The 17,925-nt window shown below is 72.7% G+C and carries 17 protein-coding genes and 1 pseudogene; 14 read left to right on the forward strand and 4 right to left on the reverse strand.

Annotation, left to right across the window (positions count from 1 at the left end):
• Positions 1–294 (reverse strand): annotated as a pseudogene (locus ACT3SP_RS02005) (hypothetical protein); the annotation flags it as partial.
• Between the two features lie 57 nt (positions 295–351).
• Complete coding sequence (gene recQ, locus ACT3SP_RS02010; protein WP_444585564.1) at positions 352–2,247, reverse strand: DNA helicase RecQ; 1,896 nt, start codon at positions 2,245–2,247, stop codon at positions 352–354.
• A 174-nt stretch (positions 2,248–2,421) separates the two neighbouring features.
• Here recQ and ACT3SP_RS02015 point away from each other — a divergent pair, with 174 nt between their 5' ends.
• Positions 2,422–3,972 carry a polysaccharide pyruvyl transferase family protein gene (locus ACT3SP_RS02015; RefSeq protein WP_444585565.1) on the forward strand — a complete coding sequence of 517 codons (1,551 nt, stop codon included), beginning with the start codon at positions 2,422–2,424 and terminating at the stop codon, positions 3,970–3,972.
• A 69-nt stretch (positions 3,973–4,041) separates the two neighbouring features.
• Here ACT3SP_RS02015 and ACT3SP_RS02020 read toward each other — a convergent pair whose 3' ends face one another.
• Entirely contained in the window at positions 4,042–5,040 is a 999-nt protein-coding gene (locus ACT3SP_RS02020; RefSeq protein ID WP_444585566.1) for an alpha/beta fold hydrolase, read from the reverse strand.
• 76 nt (positions 5,041–5,116) lie between these two features.
• On the opposite strand from ACT3SP_RS02020, the gene ACT3SP_RS02025 reads away from it, so the two are divergent.
• From ACT3SP_RS02025 to ACT3SP_RS02060, 8 genes are all read left to right on the forward strand, one after another.
• Positions 5,117–5,716 (forward strand): TetR/AcrR family transcriptional regulator, encoded by a 600-nt coding sequence (locus ACT3SP_RS02025; RefSeq protein ID WP_444585567.1) that lies wholly within the window; start codon positions 5,117–5,119, stop codon positions 5,714–5,716.
• A gap of 168 nt (positions 5,717–5,884) precedes the next feature.
• On the forward strand, positions 5,885–7,141 hold the full coding sequence (locus tag ACT3SP_RS02030; RefSeq protein ID WP_444585568.1) for an NINE protein: 1,257 nt from the start codon (positions 5,885–5,887) through the stop codon (positions 7,139–7,141).
• Between the two features lie 15 nt (positions 7,142–7,156).
• Positions 7,157–7,627, forward strand: coding sequence for a TIGR00366 family protein (locus ACT3SP_RS02035; protein ID WP_444585569.1), 471 nt, complete (start codon positions 7,157–7,159; stop codon positions 7,625–7,627).
• Positions 7,628–7,867: 240 nt separating this feature from the next.
• Positions 7,868–8,578, forward strand: coding sequence for an NUDIX hydrolase (locus ACT3SP_RS02040; RefSeq protein ID WP_444585570.1), 711 nt, complete (start codon positions 7,868–7,870; stop codon positions 8,576–8,578).
• Between the two features lie 24 nt (positions 8,579–8,602).
• On the forward strand, positions 8,603–9,934 hold the full coding sequence (gene nadA, locus ACT3SP_RS02045; RefSeq protein WP_444585571.1) for a quinolinate synthase NadA: 1,332 nt from the start codon (positions 8,603–8,605) through the stop codon (positions 9,932–9,934).
• A gap of 2 nt (positions 9,935–9,936) precedes the next feature.
• Positions 9,937–11,508: an L-aspartate oxidase gene (gene nadB, locus ACT3SP_RS02050; RefSeq protein WP_444585572.1), complete on the forward strand. Its 1,572-nt coding sequence runs from the start codon at positions 9,937–9,939 to the stop codon at positions 11,506–11,508.
• Complete coding sequence (nadC, locus tag ACT3SP_RS02055; protein WP_444585573.1) at positions 11,502–12,374, forward strand: carboxylating nicotinate-nucleotide diphosphorylase; 873 nt, start codon at positions 11,502–11,504, stop codon at positions 12,372–12,374. The genes nadB and nadC overlap by 7 nt, the downstream gene beginning before the upstream one ends.
• Positions 12,375–12,383: 9 nt before the next feature.
• Positions 12,384–13,520: a cysteine desulfurase family protein gene (locus ACT3SP_RS02060; RefSeq protein ID WP_444585574.1), complete on the forward strand. Its 1,137-nt coding sequence runs from the start codon at positions 12,384–12,386 to the stop codon at positions 13,518–13,520.
• On the opposite strand, the gene ACT3SP_RS02065 is transcribed toward ACT3SP_RS02060, so the two are convergent.
• Positions 13,521–14,255: a lysostaphin resistance A-like protein gene (locus ACT3SP_RS02065; RefSeq protein WP_444585575.1), complete on the reverse strand. Its 735-nt coding sequence runs from the start codon at positions 14,253–14,255 to the stop codon at positions 13,521–13,523. It lies immediately after the preceding gene.
• A 122-nt stretch (positions 14,256–14,377) separates the two neighbouring features.
• Here ACT3SP_RS02065 and ACT3SP_RS02070 point away from each other — a divergent pair, with 122 nt between their 5' ends.
• The 5 genes from ACT3SP_RS02070 to ACT3SP_RS02090 all read left to right on the forward strand — a co-directional run bounded on the left by ACT3SP_RS02070 (position 14,378) and on the right by ACT3SP_RS02090 (position 17,913).
• Positions 14,378–15,622 carry a TRAFAC clade GTPase domain-containing protein gene (locus ACT3SP_RS02070; protein ID WP_444585576.1) on the forward strand — a complete coding sequence of 415 codons (1,245 nt, stop codon included), beginning with the start codon at positions 14,378–14,380 and terminating at the stop codon, positions 15,620–15,622.
• Positions 15,619–15,954 (forward strand): hypothetical protein, encoded by a 336-nt coding sequence (locus tag ACT3SP_RS02075; RefSeq protein ID WP_444585577.1) that lies wholly within the window; start codon positions 15,619–15,621, stop codon positions 15,952–15,954. Before ACT3SP_RS02070 ends, ACT3SP_RS02075 begins: the two co-directional genes overlap by 4 nt.
• A 263-nt stretch (positions 15,955–16,217) precedes the next feature.
• Entirely contained in the window at positions 16,218–17,045 is an 828-nt protein-coding gene (locus ACT3SP_RS02080; protein ID WP_444585578.1) for an Ltp family lipoprotein, read from the forward strand.
• A 77-nt stretch (positions 17,046–17,122) separates the two neighbouring features.
• Complete coding sequence (locus tag ACT3SP_RS02085) at positions 17,123–17,521, forward strand: hypothetical protein (protein WP_444585579.1); 399 nt, start codon at positions 17,123–17,125, stop codon at positions 17,519–17,521.
• Complete coding sequence (locus ACT3SP_RS02090) at positions 17,473–17,913, forward strand: hypothetical protein (RefSeq protein ID WP_444585580.1); 441 nt, start codon at positions 17,473–17,475, stop codon at positions 17,911–17,913. Before ACT3SP_RS02085 ends, ACT3SP_RS02090 begins: the two co-directional genes overlap by 49 nt.
• Positions 17,914–17,925: the final 12 nt, after the last annotated feature.

Genomic DNA, 17,925 nt, shown 5'->3' on the forward strand with positions numbered 1-17,925 from the left:
CTCGAGCGCGGTGGCGGCGTCTCCCGCCGCCAGCGCCTCCATGTAGTCCGTGACCAGGGCCGTCGCCTGCTCCTCGGGGGTGGCGGTCGGCGTCGTCCCCTCGCCACCGCCACCGCTGCCGGCCCCACCGCCGCGCACGGCGAGCACGACGATCAGCACGACCGCGATCAGGAGGACGAACAGGCAGCCGAGACCCCCGGCCACGGCGGCGATGATCATGCCGGTGCGCTTCCGCGGCGGCGGCTGGTGGTCCTGCGGTGCGAACGGCGAGGACGCCGGTGATGGCGCGGTCATGGTGAGTCCCCCGAGATCCCTGCTGGTCAGATGACCGAAGACTACCCGGGTCGGAGGTCAGGAGGAGGGAGAATCCGGCAGCGCGTCGAGCACGGCCTCGCCGTACTCGGCGAGCTTCTTCGCGCCGACCCCGCTGACCGCGCCGAGCTGGCTGACGCTGCGGGGCCCGGCCTCGACGATCCCCACCAGCGTCGCATCGGAGAAGACCATGTAGGGCGGGATCTGCTTCTCCTTCGCGACCGCGGTGCGCCAGGCGCGCAGGGCCTCGAAGCGCTCGCGCTGGGCGGGCTCGAGGTCGTCGGCCGCGCGGGAGGACCCGCCCGCCCTCCGGCCGCCGGAGCGGGCGGCGCGCTGCGGACTGCGGTCCACCGCGAGCTCGATGGACTCCTCCCCGCGCAGGATCGGTCCCGCCTGAGGGCCGGGGACGAGCACGCCGTAGTCGCCCTCGGCCTCGATGACGTCGCGCGCCAGCAGCTGACGGATCGCGGTGCGCCATTCCTTCTCCCCGAGCTCCTCGCCGATGCCCCAGACGCTGAGCTCGTGATGACGGGACTGGGAGGAGCGCTCGTTCTCCCGACCCCGCAGCACCTCGATCACCTGGCCGGAGCCGAACTTCTGGCCGCGCTCGCGCTCCAGGCGGATCAGCGCCGAGAGCAGCTTCTGGGCGGCGACGGTCGCGTCCCAGGTCTGCGGCGGGGACAGGCAGGTGTCACAGTTGCCGCAGGACGCGGAGGGGGAGTCCTGGCCGAAGTAGCGCAGCAGCTGCGCACGGCGGCAGGAGACCGTCTCGCACAGCGCGAGCATCGCGTCGAGGTGGGAGCGGGCGTTGCGCTTGAACTGCTCGCCGCCGTCGCCGGCGTCGATGAACCGGCGCTGGTTGACGACGTCGCCGAGCCCGTAGGCCATCCAGGCGGTCGAGGGCTGCCCGTCGCGGCCCGCGCGGCCCGTCTCCTGGTAGTAGCCCTCGATGGACTTGGGGAGGTCGAGGTGGGCGACGAAGCGGACGTCGGGCTTGTCGATGCCCATCCCGAAGGCGATGGTCGCGACGATGATCAGACCCTCGGCGCGCAGGAACCGCTCCTGGTGGTCCTGGCGCACGGCGGCGTCGAGGCCGGCGTGATAGGGCAGGGCCGGGATCCCGCGGTCGCTCAGCCAGGCGGCGGTGGTCTCCACGCTCTTGCGCGAGAGGCAGTAGACGATCCCGGACTCGCCCTCGTGCTCGGCGGTGATCAGCCGCAGCAGCTGCTCACGCGGGGAGGCCTTGGGCTCGATGCGGTACTGGATGTTCGGTCGGTCGAAGCTGGAGACGAAGTGCTCCGCATCCTGCATCCGCAGTCGCTCGGTGAGCTCGCGGCGGGTGGCCGCGGTCGCGGTCGCGGTCAGCGCGATCCGCGGCACCTGCGGGAACGCCTCGGCGAGGACGGACAGCCCGAGGTAGTCGGGACGGAAGTCGTGGCCCCACTGGGAGACGCAGTGCGCCTCGTCGATCGCGAACAGCGCGATCCGGGCCCGTCGCAGCAGGTCCTGGGTGCGGGGGAGGACCAGCCGCTCGGGCGCCATGTACAGCAGGTCCAGCTCTCCGGCCAGCAGCTGCTGCTCGACGGCGCGCGCCTCGTCGAGGTCCAGGGTCGAGTTCAGGAACGCGGCACGGATGCCGACGCCCTCGAGCGCCGCGACCTGGTCCGCCATCAGCGCGATGAGCGGGGAGACCACGATCCCCGTGCCCTCGCGCAGCAGCGAGGGGATCTGGTAGCACAGCGACTTGCCGCCGCCGGTGGGCATCAGCACCACCGCGTCGCCGCCGCGGGCGAGCTGCTCGATGATCGCCGCCTGGTCCCCGCGGAAGGAGTCGTAGCCGAAGACGCGCGAGAGGATCGCCAGGGCCGCCTCCGTCTGCCCGGCGTCCCCGTCCCGGAGCGCGGAGATCGGATCGGCGGCGTGCGGGGTGCTCATGGTGGCCACTGTATGCGGGCCCGGCGACGGGCCGCGAGCGGGGCGGCCGGAGTGTGGAGGGAGCGCCCGCCTCCGACGTCTCGGACCCCCGGCCGGGTAGCCTGCCGGAGCGGGGGCCGACGAGGGCCGCCCGCCGCGGAGCACCCGCGCCATGATCGCGAAGACGGTGACTCGATGACCACGCGCTACCTGATGCGTCTCGGCAAGACCCCGTTCGACGTCGTCGACCCGTTCCTCACCCTCGAGCGGAACCTGCTCGGCACCAACAGCGGGAACCTGGTCTACGGCGCCGCGGCCCACAAGCTGTTCTCGACCGCGGACACGGTCGTGGACGCGAACCGCTACCGCATCAACGCCGGCATGGCCGCGCAGGTCAACGACGAGTACGACGGATTCATCCTGCCCCTGGCCAATGCGTTCCGGCCGGAGTTCGAGGGACAGCTGCTGCGCACCGCCCAGTTCCTCGAGCGCCTCACGATCCCCTTCCTCCTGCTCTCCTGCGGGGCACAGCTCCCGCTGGACGGGGACCCGACGGCGCTGAAGGCGATGGAGCCGACGGTCAAGCGCTTCGCGCGGGCGGTGCTGAACGGCTCGAGCGCCCTGTCGGTGCGCGGCGAGATGACCGCGGACTATCTCGCCTCCCTGGGGTTCCGGGACGTGGTGGTCGTCGGCTGCCCGTCCCTGGCGCTCCACGGTCCCGGGCACCGGGTGGAGGTGCCGCAGGCCCTCCGGCCGGGGGCGCCGATCGCCTACAACCTCGAGACCAAGGATCCCTTCGGCGGGGACCTCGTCGAGGACGCGGAGGCCCGGTACCGCGCGACCTACATCCCCCAGGAGCACGGCACCCTGGAGCTGATGCTCTGGGCGAGCGAGCCGTACGCCGCGACCGATCCGCGGCTGCCGCTGGAGCGCACCCACCCCCAGTTCACGGCGGCCCGGGCCGAGCTGTTCATCGACGCCTACCCGTGGATCGACCGTCTCTCCGGGATGGACTTCTCCTTCGGGGCCCGCGCCCACGGCAACATCGCCGCGGTCCTGGCCGGCACCCCGGCGGTGATGCTCGCCCACGACTCGCGCACCCTCGAGCTCGCCCGGTACCACGGCATCCCCTCCCTGGTGCGCGGCACGGACCCCGAGCCCGGCACCGTCCAGGAGCTGTACGCCCACGCGGACTTCACCGAGTTCAACCGCGGCCATGCCGAACGGTTCGAGGCGCTGAGCCGCTTCGTCCACGACAACGGCTTCACGCACATCTACGACGCGGGGCAGGAAGCGGCCCTCGCGGACTACGAGCAGCGCGTCGCGAGCACGGACTTCCAGCCGGCGGTGCGGCCCACCTGGCTCGCGGACCCGCCCGCGACGGTGCAGCGTCACGCGGTGCTGCAGGACCGTGAGGTCCGGCGGAAGAAGGAGCAGGCCGAACTGCGCCGCACCGCCTCCGCCAGGGCCGCGAAGAACGACGACCGCCTCTCGGAGATGGGCCGTCGGCTCGACGCGGCCGAGAAGGGGCTCGCCGCGGCGCGCCCGCGCATCGAGGCGGCGGAGCGGCGAGCCGCCGCGGCCGAGGAGCGGGCCCTCGCGGCGGAGCGCCGCCTGGCGACGGCGGAGAGGACGCTGACGAAGGTCGCACGGCAGGCGGGTGACGCCTTCCATCGGGCCGAGCGCGCGGTGCGGATCCCGACTCGCTTCAGGGATGCGGTCTCGCGCGGCCGACGGGAGCGCTGAGGGCTGCCCTCGGGCGTCCTCCTCCACGTCCCGGTGTCCCGCGGGAACAGGAGCGGGCCGAGCGCGGTCTCAGCGGGCCTCGATCTCGGCCACGAACTCGTCCACCAGGTCCGCGATCTCCTGCGGGTGCTCGCCGTTGAGGGCATGGCTGGCGTCCGGGAAGACCTCCACCCGGGCGTCCCGGAGCGCGGAGCGGGCGGTCTCCTCCGCGGTCGCCGGGTCGTGCATCACCGAGCGCCCGGCCAGGATCGCGAGGGTGGGCACCTCGAGGGTCCCCAGCTGCTCGGGGGTGATCCGGGACGGCGAGGGCTGCACCATGCGGTAGTTCTTCATCCCGGACTCGATCATGCGAGCCACCGGCACGTCCTCCACCGGGGCTCCGCCGGCGGTGTAGGAGGTGAAGGCGTCGCGCCACGACGACGGCATCCAGGGGAAGGCGGCCGGGAGCGAGCGGAGCACCGTGTCGGCAGGGAGGTCGTCGAAGGTCTGGACCGGGTCCAGCAGGACCAGGCTCGCGAGGTCCTCCGGGTGGTGCAGGGCGAGGTTGGCGGCGGTCCAGCCGCCGATCGAGAGCCCGAGCACGTGGAAGAGCTGCTCGGGAAGGGCCACGAGGGTCTGGTGGAGCCACGCCGCCTTGTCGGCGTCCGAGGCGATGGGCCGCTCCTGGATGCTGCGGCCCGGCTCGCCCAGGAGGTCCAGCGCGTAGACGTCACCGCTCTCCAGGAGGGAGGGGATGTTGTCCGCCATGACGGGGGAGCCCGATGCCGTGCCCGGCAGGACCACGATCGGGTGCGCCGCGTCGCCGCCCTCGAAGCGGTACACGCGCACGATCCCGAAGTCAGTGCGGACGTCGAGCACCTCGGCGGGGGTCGGCATCTGCGTGAAGGCGAGCTCGTAGGCCTCGAGATAGGCGGTGCGACCCTCGGACGAGCGCCACTGGCCGATCGGCGCGACCCTGTCGGCACCGAGGAGGTATCCCGCGGCGGGGCCCACCGCCACGAGGGCGGCGAGGAGGATCTGGCGCCGACGGGGGAGGCGCCGTCGGCGGGTGGTCTCGCGCTCGGTCATACCGATTCCCTTCGCCGGTGGACTGATTCTCACTCGACCATGAGCAATCAATCAACCATGCGGTAGATTGGCAGCCATGTCAACGGGACGACGGGCCGGCCGACCTGCCGGCGCACCGCAGCCGCGCCGCGAGCAGCTGATCGCGCTCGCCGTCGAGCTGGTGGGGGAGCACGGCTACGGGAGCGCCACCCTCGGCCGCGTCGCCGAGCGGGCGGATCTGAGCAAGGCGAGCGTGCTCCACCACGTCGGCTCCGTCGCCGATCTCCTCCGCGCCGCCTACGAGCAGGTGCTGGACGCGATGGTCGAGGAGGTGGGAGCGGTGGTCGAGGAGGCCGGGCCGTCGCAGCGTCCCCGTGCCTACATCACCGCGCTCGTCGGCCACTTCCGGGAGCACCCGCACCACACCCGGGTCCTCTCCGAGGCGATCGTGCACTTCGGTGCGGTGGGGGAGTCCCGGGACCGCTGGGGGCCGCTCGCGGAGCTGCTCGCGGCGGCACGGGGCGCGCGGGAGCCGATGCCCGAGGGTGACCTGCGCACCGCCGCCCTCGGGATCGGCGGTGCGATCGACGCGATCGTCGCCGAGCGACAGCGCGACCCCGGATACGACAGCGCACGGGCGGCCGAGCAGCTCGCGGACGTGGTGGAGTCGACGCTCCTGAGCCCCGCGGGCCGCTGAGGCGCCCCACGGCGGGAGGGCCGTCGCGTTCGACCGTCACACCCCTGGTTGATGATTCAGCCAGCTCGGTCGGGAGTGCGGCCTTCTCCGCGCGACCCCACCCGGGGGAGCCACCCTCCGTTCCCTCTCGGGTCTCGTCCGCGCGCCCGATCCACCCCAGGAGACACCATGTCGACCATCCCGCCCCCTCCGCCGCCCGGCGGTCCCCAGCAGCCCGGCCAGGGCTCGCCGTACCCTCCCCACCAGGCCGGAGGATGGCAGCCGCAGGCTCCGCAGGGCCCTGCGCCCCATGGCGCCTCGCCCTACGGTCCGCCGTCCCCGAACGCTCCGCACGGACAGCGGCATCCCGGCTACGGCCCGCCGCCGGCCCCGCAGTCCGCACCCTCCGGGTACCCGGGGGCGCCGGGCTCCGTCGCCCCCGTCCCGGCGCAGCGGCCGCCGAAGGACTTCGTGGTGGCATGGCTGCTCGCGCTGTTCCTCGGCACGCTCGGCGTGGACCGCTTCTACCGCGGCTTCGTCGGGCTGGGACTCCTGAAGCTGATCACCTGCGGCGGTGCCGGGCTGTGGGCGCTGATCGACCTGCTGATCATCGTCGTCACCGGAGGGCGGGACAGCACCGGCCAGCAGCTCGCCGGCTTCGAGAGGAACAAGCGGACCGCCTGGATCGTCACCCCGATCGTGCTCGTGGTCGGCATGATCTTCTCCCTCGTCAGCAGCGCGATCAGCGGGGATCTCGAGGCTGCGCCCGAGCCCGAGCAGGTCGTCGTCACCGCACCGGTCGAGATCGAGGCCGCGCCCGCCGAGGAGGACGCCGAGCCCGCCGAGGCCGCCGACGCGACGGCCGAGGAGGTCGACGACGAGGAGCCCGCCGAGGAGCCCTCCGACGAGGCGGCACCGGCGGCTGAGGCCCCTGCCGCAGATGACTCAGCCGCTGACGTGCCCGCTGCTGACGTGCCCGCTGCGCAGCAGGCCATGTCGGACGCCGTCGCCCAGGGGCGCGCCGAGGCCGAGTCCGCCGAGACCGACCTCCAGCGCGCCAACGTCCTGACCGTGCGCAGCGACGCGATGTGCGAGTCGGTGCCCGACGGCACGGTCCGGGACTGGGTCGGGACGGTGAGGACGGTCGATGCCAACGGCGAGGGCAAGGCCGTGGTGACGATCGAGATCGAGGACGACATCGAGATCGGGACCTGGAACAACGCCTTCTCGGACGCGGGGGACAACACCCTGATCGAGCAGGGCACTCCGCTGTACGACGCGGCGCTCGGTCTCGTCCCCGGCGACACCGTGACGTTCTCGGGGACGCTGAAGTCCGGCAGCAGCGGGAACGACACCTGCTACTTCACCTCGAACCTCACCGAGGTGATGTCGATCGACTCGCCGGACTACATCCTCACCTTCTCGGAGCTGCAGAAGATCGGATGACGGCCAGGGGGCGGCGTGGCCGCGCACCGGGGAGACGGGCTGGCCGGCCTGCTCGCCCGTGAGGTCGTCTTCCAGGGCCGCGAGCGCGGGCTCCGGCTGCACTTCCCGATGCTGGTCGCCGCCGGGTTCGGCGGCTTCGTGGTGTGGCAGATGGGCTCTCCGGCCTCCGGTCCGCTGACCGCCGCGACCGAGGGCTCCTTCCTCATGGACTCCCTGGGCGGGCAGACGGTCCCGAAGAGCCGGACCGTGTGGTCGCTCCGGAACATCGTCGCCGCGATCGTGATGATCGTGGTGGTGGCCGTGGCGCTGCTCCTGAGCGCTCCGCGCCGCGGCGACCAGTGGACGAACATGAACCAGCCGTTCTGGGCCATCCGGCTGCTCGCGATCGCCGGGCTGACGATGCGTGACATCCTCGGGTGCACCACGGTCGTGCTGATCGCCTCCGGGCTCGTCGTCGCGAGCAGGCTGGTGATCGTCTCGCTCTGACCCCGAAGAGGGTCCCGCAGGCAGCTCGTGGACAGCCCCGAGGAGCTCGCCCAGGAGCTTCCGAAGGCTCTGCACCGCCGGCTGCGGCGCGCCGCGACCCCCGTCACGCTCGCGCTCGTGCGCGCCCTGACCGGCCGGAGTTAGAGTCACGGATCACGTGATGCCGCTCACAGTCCGGCGTCGCCATGCCTCCTTCTGGTCAGGACGAAACTAACCTCCTCGGCACCAGTAAAGGTCCCGATGACTTTAACAGGAGGTGTCGTGCCCGACGCTCCGCTGTCCCTGGCGGTCTCGACCGTCATCTTCGCGCTGCGCCCCCATCCCAGGACGCAGCTGCCGGTGCTCTGGGTGCCGCTCGTGCGCCGCATCCGCCAGCCCCACCAGGGACGCTGGGCGCTGCCCGGAGGACCGCTCGGTGGCCAGGAGGGCCTCGCCGCGGCGGCCGCCCGGACGCTCCAGGAGACCACCCGGCTCACCCCGCGCCACCTGGAGCAGCTCTACGCCTTCGGCGGGCTGGACCGGGCGCCGACCACGGCCGAGCGCACCGTCTCGGTCGTCTACTGGGCGCTGGTGCGTCCCGAGGAGGCCGACGCCGGCGCCGTCGGGGTGAACGTCCGATGGTTCGTCGCCGACGAGCTGCCGGAGCTCGCCTTCGACCATTCGCTGATCGTCGAGTACGCGCTGTGGAGGTTGCGCAACAAGGTCGAGTACTCCCGCATCGCCGCCGCCTTCCTCGGCGAGAGCTTCACCCTCGCCGAGCTCCGCGGCGTCCACGAGGCGGTGCTCCAGCGCCGCCTTGACCCCGCGAACTTCCGCCGCCAGATCGAGGCCTCCGGTCGGCTCGTCCCCACCGACGAGTTCCGCACCGGCGGCCGCCACCGCCCCGCCCGCCTCTACCGGCACGATCGCACGATCCACCTCACCGACAACGGTCCGCTCACCGAGAGCTGACCTCCCCGCCCCAGGAGACCCCCGATGACCCTCTCTTCCGTCGACCTGACCCTGCGCGATCTGAACGCGCGCGGCACCGCGGACTCCAGCTGCTCCACCAGCCTGCTGGACGCCCCCTGGGACGTGGACGCCTCCGGTCCCGGCTACGGTCCCGGAGCCTCGATGGCGGACCGGATCCCCGCGGGCTCGCCGTCCCAGGGCGAGATCCCCCGGGAGTACCGCGAGGCGAGCGCCGAGGAGCTGGATCGTCGGATCCTCGCCGCGAAGGCCGAGCTGGGGGAACGGGTGGTGGTGCTCGGGCACTTCTACCAGCGCGATGAGGTGGTCCGGTACGCCGACTACGTGGGCGACTCCTTCCAGCTCGCCACCGCCGCGAAGGCCCGCACCGAGGCGGAGGCGATCGTCTTCTGCGGCGTGCACTTCATGGCCGAGACCGCGGACCTGCTCTCCGGCGCCGAGCAGGCCGTGATCCTGCCGAACCTCGCCGCCGGCTGCTCGATGGCCGACATGGCCGACATCGACCAGGTCGAGGAGGCATGGGAGCAGCTGATGGAGGTCTATGCCGACGAGGTCGCCGACGAGGTCGCCGACGAGGACGACGGGGAGGGTGCTCTCGCCCCGATCATCCCCGTGACCTACATGAACTCCTCGGCGGCGCTCAAGGGGTTCGTGGGCCGCCACGGCGGCATCGTGTGCACCTCCTCCAACGCGACCGCCGTGCTCGACTGGGCCTTCGCCCGGGGCCGACGGGTGCTGTTCTTCCCCGACCAGCACCTCGGGCGCAACACTGCCCGCTCCATGGGCATCCCTCTGGAGCAGATGCCCCTGTGGAACCCGCGCCGACCGCTCGGGGGCAACGACGCCCGGACCCTCCATGACGCGAAGGTGGTGCTCTGGCACGGCTTCTGCTCCGTGCACAAGCGCTTCACCACCGCCCAGATCGACGCAGCCCGTGCCGAGCACCCCGAGGTGCGCGTCATCGTCCACCCCGAATGTCCCATGCCCGTCGTGGACGCGGCCGACGAGTCCGGCTCCACCGACTACATCCGCCGAGCGATCGAGGACGCGACCGAGCCCACGACCTTCGCGATCGGCACGGAGATCAACCTGGTCCAGCGCCTCGCCGCCGCGCACCCCCAGCACACCGTCTTCTGCCTCGATCCGGTGGTGTGTCCCTGCTCGACCATGTACCGCATCCACCCCGGCTATCTCGCCTGGGTGCTCGAGTCGCTGCTGGCCGGAGAGATCGTCAACCGCATCACCGTCGGCCAGGACGTCGCCGAGCCCGCCCGCCTCGCGCTGGAGCGGATGCTCGCCGCGCGTCCCCGCCCCGTCTCCGCGGCTGCCGGGAGTTGAGCATGACCGCAGCGGACGGCGCCCCGACGCGGACGCAGGTGCTGGTGATCGGGTCCGGGATCGCAGGGCTCACCGCTGCGCTGCGCGCCTCGCGCACCGCCCGGGTGCTGCTGGTGACCAAGGGAGCGCTGTCGGACGGCGCCACCTCCTGCGCGCAGGGAGGGATCGCCGGCGCCGTCGGCCCCGAGGACACGCCGGACCAGCACGCCCGGGACACGCTGGCGGCAGGTGCCGGACTCTGCGCGGCAGAGGCGGTGCAGGTGCTGTGCGAGGAGGGCCCCGCGGCGATCGAGACGCTCATCGCCCACGGCGTCGCCTTCGACCGCGAACGGCGCGCCGCCGGGCCGGGCCCGTGGCCGTACGCCCTCGGGCTGGAGGGCGCGCACGGCCGTGCGCGCATCCTCCACGCCGGCGGGGACGCGACCGGGGGCGAGATCCAGCGGGCCCTGGTGCGGGCGGTCACGCAGGCAGCCCGCTCGCTCGGCGGTCCCGGTCGCCTCGTCGTGCGCGAGCACACGGCGCTGGTCGACCTGCTGATCGGGTCCGGGCGCGTCCTCGGCGCCGAGCTGCTCGCGGCCGACGGGGAGCGGACCCGGGTCCGCGCCGGGGCGACCGTGCTCGCCACCGGCGGCGCGGGGCAGCTCTTCGCCCACACCACCAACCCCGCCGTCGCCACCGGGGACGGGATCGCCGCCGCCTGGCGGGCCGGGGCGGCGCTCGCGGATCTGGAGTTCTACCAGTTCCATCCCACCGCCCTGGCCGGTCCGGAGAGCTTCCTGATCTCGGAGGCGGTGCGCGGGGAGGGCGCCGTGCTGCGCGACGAGAAGGGCCGACGATTCCTGCCCGCCCTCGACCCCCGCGCCGAGCTCGCTCCGCGGGACGTCGTCGCCCGCGCCATCGCGGAGGTCATGCGCACCCAGGCCGGCCGGCCGGTGCTGCTGGACGCCACCTCGGTGGGTCGCGCGCGGCTGCGGGAGCGGTTCCCGACCATCGACGCGGAGCTGCGCCGGCAGGGGATCGACTGGTCCCTAGCACCGGTGCCCGTCACGCCCGCCGCCCACTACTGGATGGGAGGAATCAGCGCCGACCTTGACGGTGCGACCTCTCTTCCCGGACTGCTCGCGGCCGGCGAATGCGCCCGTACCGGGGTCCACGGCGCGAACCGGCTGGCCTCCAACTCGTTGCTCGAGGGTGCGGTGTTCGGGGCACGGGCCGGAGAGGCCGCCGCGGTCACGGCCCGGCACGACGGTGGGAGCGGCGCCGTGCCCCGTCCCCTGCCCGCCGTCCCGCGCGGCGACACCGCCTTCTCCCGCGGCGCCCTGCAGCAGCTCATGTGGAGCCGCGCGGGGCTCCTGCGCACCGGCGCCGCGCTGGACGAGGCCGCCCGGGCCCTCGACGCCTGGCGGGGCCCGGGCCCCTCCTGCCTCGACCCGATCACCGCCCTCGAGGACCGCAACCTCCTCGACCTCGCCCGCCTGCTCGTGGAACGTGCCCGAGCTCGCCGGAACTCCGTCGGCGCCCATCACCGACTCGACACCCCCGCCGTCCCCACCCAGGAGGACCTCGCATGCTGACCTGTGCCCCCACGCTCCCGACCGCCCGGATCGAGGCCGTGGTCGCCGCCGCCCTCGCCGAGGACGCCCCGTGGGGCGACCTCACCGCCGAGGTGTTCCTCCCCGTCGAGGCCACGGCGAGCGCCGAGCTCACCGCCCGTGAGCCCGGTGTCCTCTCCGGCCTGGACGTGTTCGCCGCCGCCTTCCGGCTCACCGATCCCGAGGTGCGGATCCACGCCCTGGCAACGGACGGCGACCCCTTCGCCGCCGGCGACGTGCTGGCGAGGGTCACCGGACCGGCCCGCGCCGTGGTCCAGGCGGAGCGAGTGGCCCTGAACCTCCTCCAGCGGATGTGTGGCATCGCGACCCTCACCCGGAGCTTCGTCGACGCGGTGGAGGGAACGGGTGCCTCCGTCACCGACACCCGCAAGACGACCCCGGGCCTGCGCGTCCTGGAGCGCCATGCCGTGCGCTGCGGCGGAGGCGTCAACCACCGCTTCTCCCTCTCCGACGCGGTGATGGCGAAGGACAACCATCTGGCCGTGCTCCAGCAGCAGGGACTGGACCTGACCGAGGCGATCCGCCGCGCCCGCACCCGCCTGGGACACACCACCACGCTCGAGGTGGAGGTGGATCGACCGGAGCAGATCGAGCCGGTGCTCGCCGGCGGCGTCGACGTGATCATGCTCGACAACTTCTCCTTGCCGGACCTCGTCCGCGGTGTCCAGATCATCGCCGGTCGTGCGGTCGTCGAGGCGAGCGGGACCGTCACCCTCGAGACCGTCGCCGACATCGCCCGCACCGGAGTCGACGTGATCTCCTCCGGAGCGCTGACCCACAGCGCACGGCACCTCGATCTCGGCCTCGACATGACCGTCACCGCCTGAGGCCCGAGGGTGATCTACCTGGACAGCGCCGCCACCGCCCCCGTGCGCCGCGAGTCGCTCGAGGCCGCCTGGCCCTATCTCACCGGCACCTTCGGGAACCCCTCCAGCCACCACCCGGTCGGCGAGGCGGCCGCCGCCGGTCTCGAGGACGCCCGTGCCCGCGCCGCCGCGGTGCTCGGCGTGCGCCGCAGCGACATCGTCTTCACCTCCGGGGGCACCGAGGCGGCGAATCTCGCCCTCAAGGGGCTCGCCCTCGCCGCCCCGCGCGGGAAGCACCTGGTCACCGCCGCCACCGAGCACGAGGCGGTGCTGGAGTGCATCGACTTCCTCCATCGCGTCCACGGCTTCGACGTGGACCTCGTCGAGGTGGCTCCCGACGGCGGCGTGAGCCCCGAGGCGCTGCGGGCCGTGCTGCGGGAGGACACGACCTTGATCTCGCTCGCGCTGGCCAACAACGAGATCGGCACCGTCCACGACATCCGGGCGCTCGCCGCGATCGCGCATTCCGTCGGCGCGCTCCTGCACACCGACGCCGTCCAGGCCGCCGGCCACGTCGAGCTCCGCGATCTCGGCGTGGACGCGCTGACGCTGTCCGGGCACAAGCTCGGCGCGCCCAAGGGATCCGGACTGGCGATGATCCGGGGCAGGCACCCGCTCGAGCCTCTCGTGCACGGCGGCGGGCAGGAGGGCGGCCGACGCTCCGGCACCGAGAACGTCGCCTTCGCGGTCGCCCTCGCCGTCGCGCTCGAGCTGGCCGAGGCAGAGCGTCTCGACTCGGCGCCGCGGCTCGGCGCGCTGCGGGACCTCCTCGTCCGCCGCGTGCTCGCGGCTCGTGAGGGAGTGCTGCTGACCGGTGTGGACATCGATCGTCCCGGGGCGAGACTGCCAGGCCACGCCTCCTTCTGCGTCCCCGGCCGCAGCGGGGAGTCGGTCGTGCTGGACCTCGCCGAGCGCGGCGTGATCTCCTCCAGCGGCTCGGCCTGCGCCGCCGGGAGCGACGAGCCCTCCCACGTGCTCCTGGCGCTGGGCATCCCGCGGGAGATCGCCCAGACCGCGGTGCGCTTCACCCTGGGCCGGGGGATCACGGTCGCCGAGGTCGAGCAGGCCGCGACGCTGATCTGCGAGGTCCTCGCGAGCCCGCGCTGATCAGACGGCGGGGACGAGCGTCGCGGCCACGAGAGGCACGAGCAGCGCGACGAGGTTGTTGCCGGCATGCACCATCACGCTGGGCCAGATCGACCCGGTGCGATGGAACATCACGCCCGAGACCAGGCCGACCACGAAGGCGGTGGGCAGCACCGGGTTGATCCCGTGGGCGAGCGCGAACACCGCGGCGCCCAGCACGATCGCGACCCCTGCGGGCAGCTTCGCGAGCAGCGCGCTGGTGAGCACCCCACGGAAGGCGAACTCCTCGCCGAGAGGGGTCAGCAGGGCGCCGGCGAGGATCGAGAGCACCAGCCCGAGCGCCCCTGCCGCCGCTCCGGCCTGATAGGTGGACTGCACGTTCTCGTCGAACCCGGTCGCCAGGATGAACAGCACCGACAGCACCGTCCCCACCAGATATGCGCCGACACCCAGCAGGGCGCCGAGCGCGAGCTGTCCCGGGCGGGCTGCGCGGATGCCGAACGCCGACAGGCCGCGGCGACGCACCAGCCACGCCGCGCCGAAGGCGAGCAGCCCCATCACCCCGGAGACGAGCAGGCCCACGATGCCCCCGATCGCGTCGTCGCCCACCATCGGCAGCAGCCACATCACGAGGCCGAAGGCGGCGACGTAGGTCACCGCTGCCGCGGCGACCTCCGGCCAACCGGGTGGTAGGGGTGCCGCTGTGCCGGTGGCGGTCGAGGAGTCGGCGCGGGGAGATCTCCGGGGTGCGTCCATGCCCCCATCCCACCGGACGCCGCCCATCTCGTCGACCGACCTCGGTCGGGGCGCGGCAGGCGGATCGTCGGCGGTGCCGCGGAAGAGCACGACGGGGCGCCCTCGTCGCCTAGTCTCGGGGGATGGCAGCCCGCGAGAAGACCAGGCGCATCCCGCGACGAGGACCGGCGCCGCGCAGCCGGAAGCTCGAGCAGCACATCGCCGTGTTCGGCGAGAGCGGCAGCGGCAAGACCGTGCTGCTGTCCTCCTTCTACGGTGCCGCGCAGGACGCCGCCGGACGTGAGGACTCCGCGACCCCTCAGCTCTACGACCTCGTCGCCGACGACACCACCCAGGGCGACCGCCTGCTGAAGAACTACTTCCGCATGGAGAACTCCGCCGAGGTGCCCGCCGGGAACCGCTTCCGCGCGGAGCCCTACCGCTTCACCCTCTCGCTGCGCTCCACCCCGAGCGCCGCCGAGCGCAAGGCCATGCCCGTCGAGGCCGTGCAGCTGGTGTGGCACGACTATCCGGGGGAGTGGTTCGAACGCTCCGTCAGCGGACCCGAGGAGGAGCGCCGCCGCATCGAGGCGTTCCGCGCCCTGCTCGTCTCCGACGTCGCGCTGCTGATGGTGGACGGCCAGAAGCTGAAGGACGCCGCCGGCGAGGAGGAGCGCTACCTCAAGGCCCTCTTCCACACCCTGCGCACCGGACTGGTGCGACTGCGGGAGGACATCCTCGAGGACGGGAAGGAGCTGGTGCGCTTCCCGCGGATCTGGGTGCTCGCCCTGTCCAAGGCGGACCTGCTGCCGGAGACGGACGTGGACGGCTTCAAGGCGCTCGTGCTCGAGAAGGCCGCGGACGAGCTGGCCCAGCTGCGCGAGGCGATCGAGTCGATGGTGGAGGGCGACGACGCGCTCGCCGTCGGGGAGGACGCCCTGCTGCTGTCCTCGGCCCGGTTCACGCCCGGCCGGATCGCGGTGCGCGAGCGGATCGGGGTGGACGTGATCCTGCCGCTCGCCGCGATGCTGCCCTTCGAACGCCATGTGACCTGGGCACGGAGGCAGGAGATCCCGGCGAAGGTCGCCCGCGAGCTCGTCGATCACGCGGGCACGATCGGCACCGGCGCCATGGCGCTGGCGATGTTCGGGGCACGGCACCGCCTGCCGGGACGTCTCGGTGCGCTCTCCGGGATCCTGGCGACCGTGGTGCCGCTGCTGAGCAAGGACGTGGTCCAGGACGCCGCCTCGCTCGCGGGGGAGAAGCTCCAGGCCGTGCACGCCCGCGCGCTCGAGAAGCAGCAGCATCTCTCCGCGATCCTCACCGGCTTCAAGATCGAGCTCGAGCGGGCCGAGAGCGAGGGCGTGCTGCGCCGGAGCCGGCGATGATCCTGCTGTGGGCGACACGCGGCCGCAGCTGGGGGTTCCGCTTCCTGCCCTTCGAGGGCACGACGGGCACCGACCCGCTGGACCTGTACGAACGGGCCTTCGCCGGTCACGAGGACGGGACCGAGGGGTGCTGGCGCAGCGGTGCCCTCCTCGCCGTGCGCTTCCCGGATCCCGAGGGTCGCGCCGACGAGTCGGGTCGCGTGATCCCGCACGAGCTCGTGCTCGAGGCCGCGTCGGCCGAGGTCGCCTCCCCGGCCGACGCGATCGAGCAGGTCTGGCCGCTGCTCGCCGAGCGCTACGACGCGATCTGGGACGGGCCCGCCCCGGAGTGACCGTTCCGGCCCCGAAGGTCATTACCCTTCCGTGACCTGCAGTTCCATCCGGCCCCTGTGATCTGCGGCGCATTACAGGTGTCCGGCAGTTCATGTGTCGGACTCTTCGCGCAGGATTCACTCACAGGCCCCGCGCGGACGATCGGCCCCTTCCCCTCGATCCCGGAGCACCCGCACCCCGCAGCAGGCCTCTCTCCGAGCAGTACCCCGAGCGCAGCCCGCGCTCCGGGGCCTTCGCACCATGTCCCGAGAGGACTCCCGCTGTGAACAGCACCCTCCCCCCGTCCCCGGAGTCCGGCGCCCCGGACCCCTCCTTCGCGCCGCAGTTCGGCGCACCCGAGAACGCCGCCGTCCCGACCCCGCCGCAGAAGAAGCGCGGCAAGTGGTTCCTCGCCGCCGGCTGCGGATGCCTCGCCATCCTCGCGCTCGGCATCGCGAGCTGCACCGCGATCGTCGCCACCAGCTCGAGCGATGACGGGGACACCGCCACGACGACCGAGTCGGCGCCCGAGATCACCGAGGAGGAGGACGTCGAGCAGGAGGCCGCAGACGACCTCGATGACACGGAGGACGAGGCCGACGCAGAGGAGCCGGCCGACGAGCCCGCCGAGGATCCCGCTGCTGAGGACGACGTCCCCTCCGAGTACACCTCGGCGCTGAACAGCGCCGAGACCTACTCCGAGCTCATGCACATGTCGAAGCAGGGCATCTTCGATCAGCTCACCTCCGAGTACGGCGATCAGTTCTCCGAGGACGCGGCGCAGTACGCCGTCGACACCCTCGAGGCGGACTGGAACGACAACGCGCTGAAGTCGGCGGAGAGCTACTCCGAGTCGATGCACATGTCCAAGCAGGGCATCTTCGATCAGCTGACCTCCGAGTACGGCGAGCAGTTCACCGAGGAGCAGGCCCAGTACGCGATCGACACCATCGTCGCGGACTGGAACCAGAACGCCCTGGAGTCCGCACGCAGCTATCGCGACACCATGGACATGTCGCCGGAGGCGATCCGCGACCAGCTCTCCTCCGAGTACGGCGATCAGTTCACCCAGGCCGAGGCCGACTACGCGGTCGAGCACCTCGACGACTGATCCCATGCGGGCGCGCGCCCGCGCGTCCCTCCTCCCGCGTGCTCATCGGGCGGGCACGGCGCGACGAGCTGCACGTGATGAGCTTCAACATCCGCTACGACCGCTCCGCGAGCGGTGGGACGGTCAGCGGCGACCCCGACCACTGGCCGGACCGTCGGCCGCTGCTGATCGAGCTGCTCGAACGGGAGCAGCCCACCCTGCTCGGCATCCAGGAGGCCCTGCACGGGCAGCTCGCCGCGATCGAGTCCGCCCTCCCGCGCCACCGCAGCATCGGCTACGGGCGCGAGGGCGGGAGCGGCGGGGAGCTCTCCGCGATCTTCTACGACACCACCCGCCTGGAGGTGCTCGAGTGGGATCAGTTCTGGCTCTCCGACACGCCCGCGCTGATCGGCTCTGCGACCTGGGGAACACCGTCACCCGGATCCTGGTGTGGGCGCGGCTGCGCGACCTCGCCTCCGGGGCCGAGCTCGCGATGATCAACACCCACTTCGATCACCAGAGCGAGCCCGCCCGGATCCGCAGCGCGGACGCGATGATCGACCTCTTCCAGGGCGGGGCGCTCGACGAGCTGCCCACCATCCTCACCGGCGACTTCACCTCCCACGCCCACGGCTCCGGCGCCTGCACCACCCTCGTCACCGACGGGCCGACCGTCGACACCTGGGACTCCGCCGCGGAGCGCCTCACCCCGGCCTGGGGCACCTTCCCCGGCTACGAGGAGCCGGTCGAGGACGGCGACCGCATCGACTGGGTGCTCACCACCGACGACCTCGTCACCACGAGGGCGGCGATCAACGTGTGGCGCGGTGCGAGCGGTGCCTACCCCTCCGACCACGCCCCGGTCCAGGCGCTGATCGCGCTGCCGTGATGGAGTGCCGGG

The sequence above is a fragment of the Brachybacterium sp. AOP43-C2-M15 genome (genome assembly GCF_052446295.1).
Taxonomy (GTDB): domain Bacteria; phylum Actinomycetota; class Actinomycetes; order Actinomycetales; family Dermabacteraceae; genus Brachybacterium.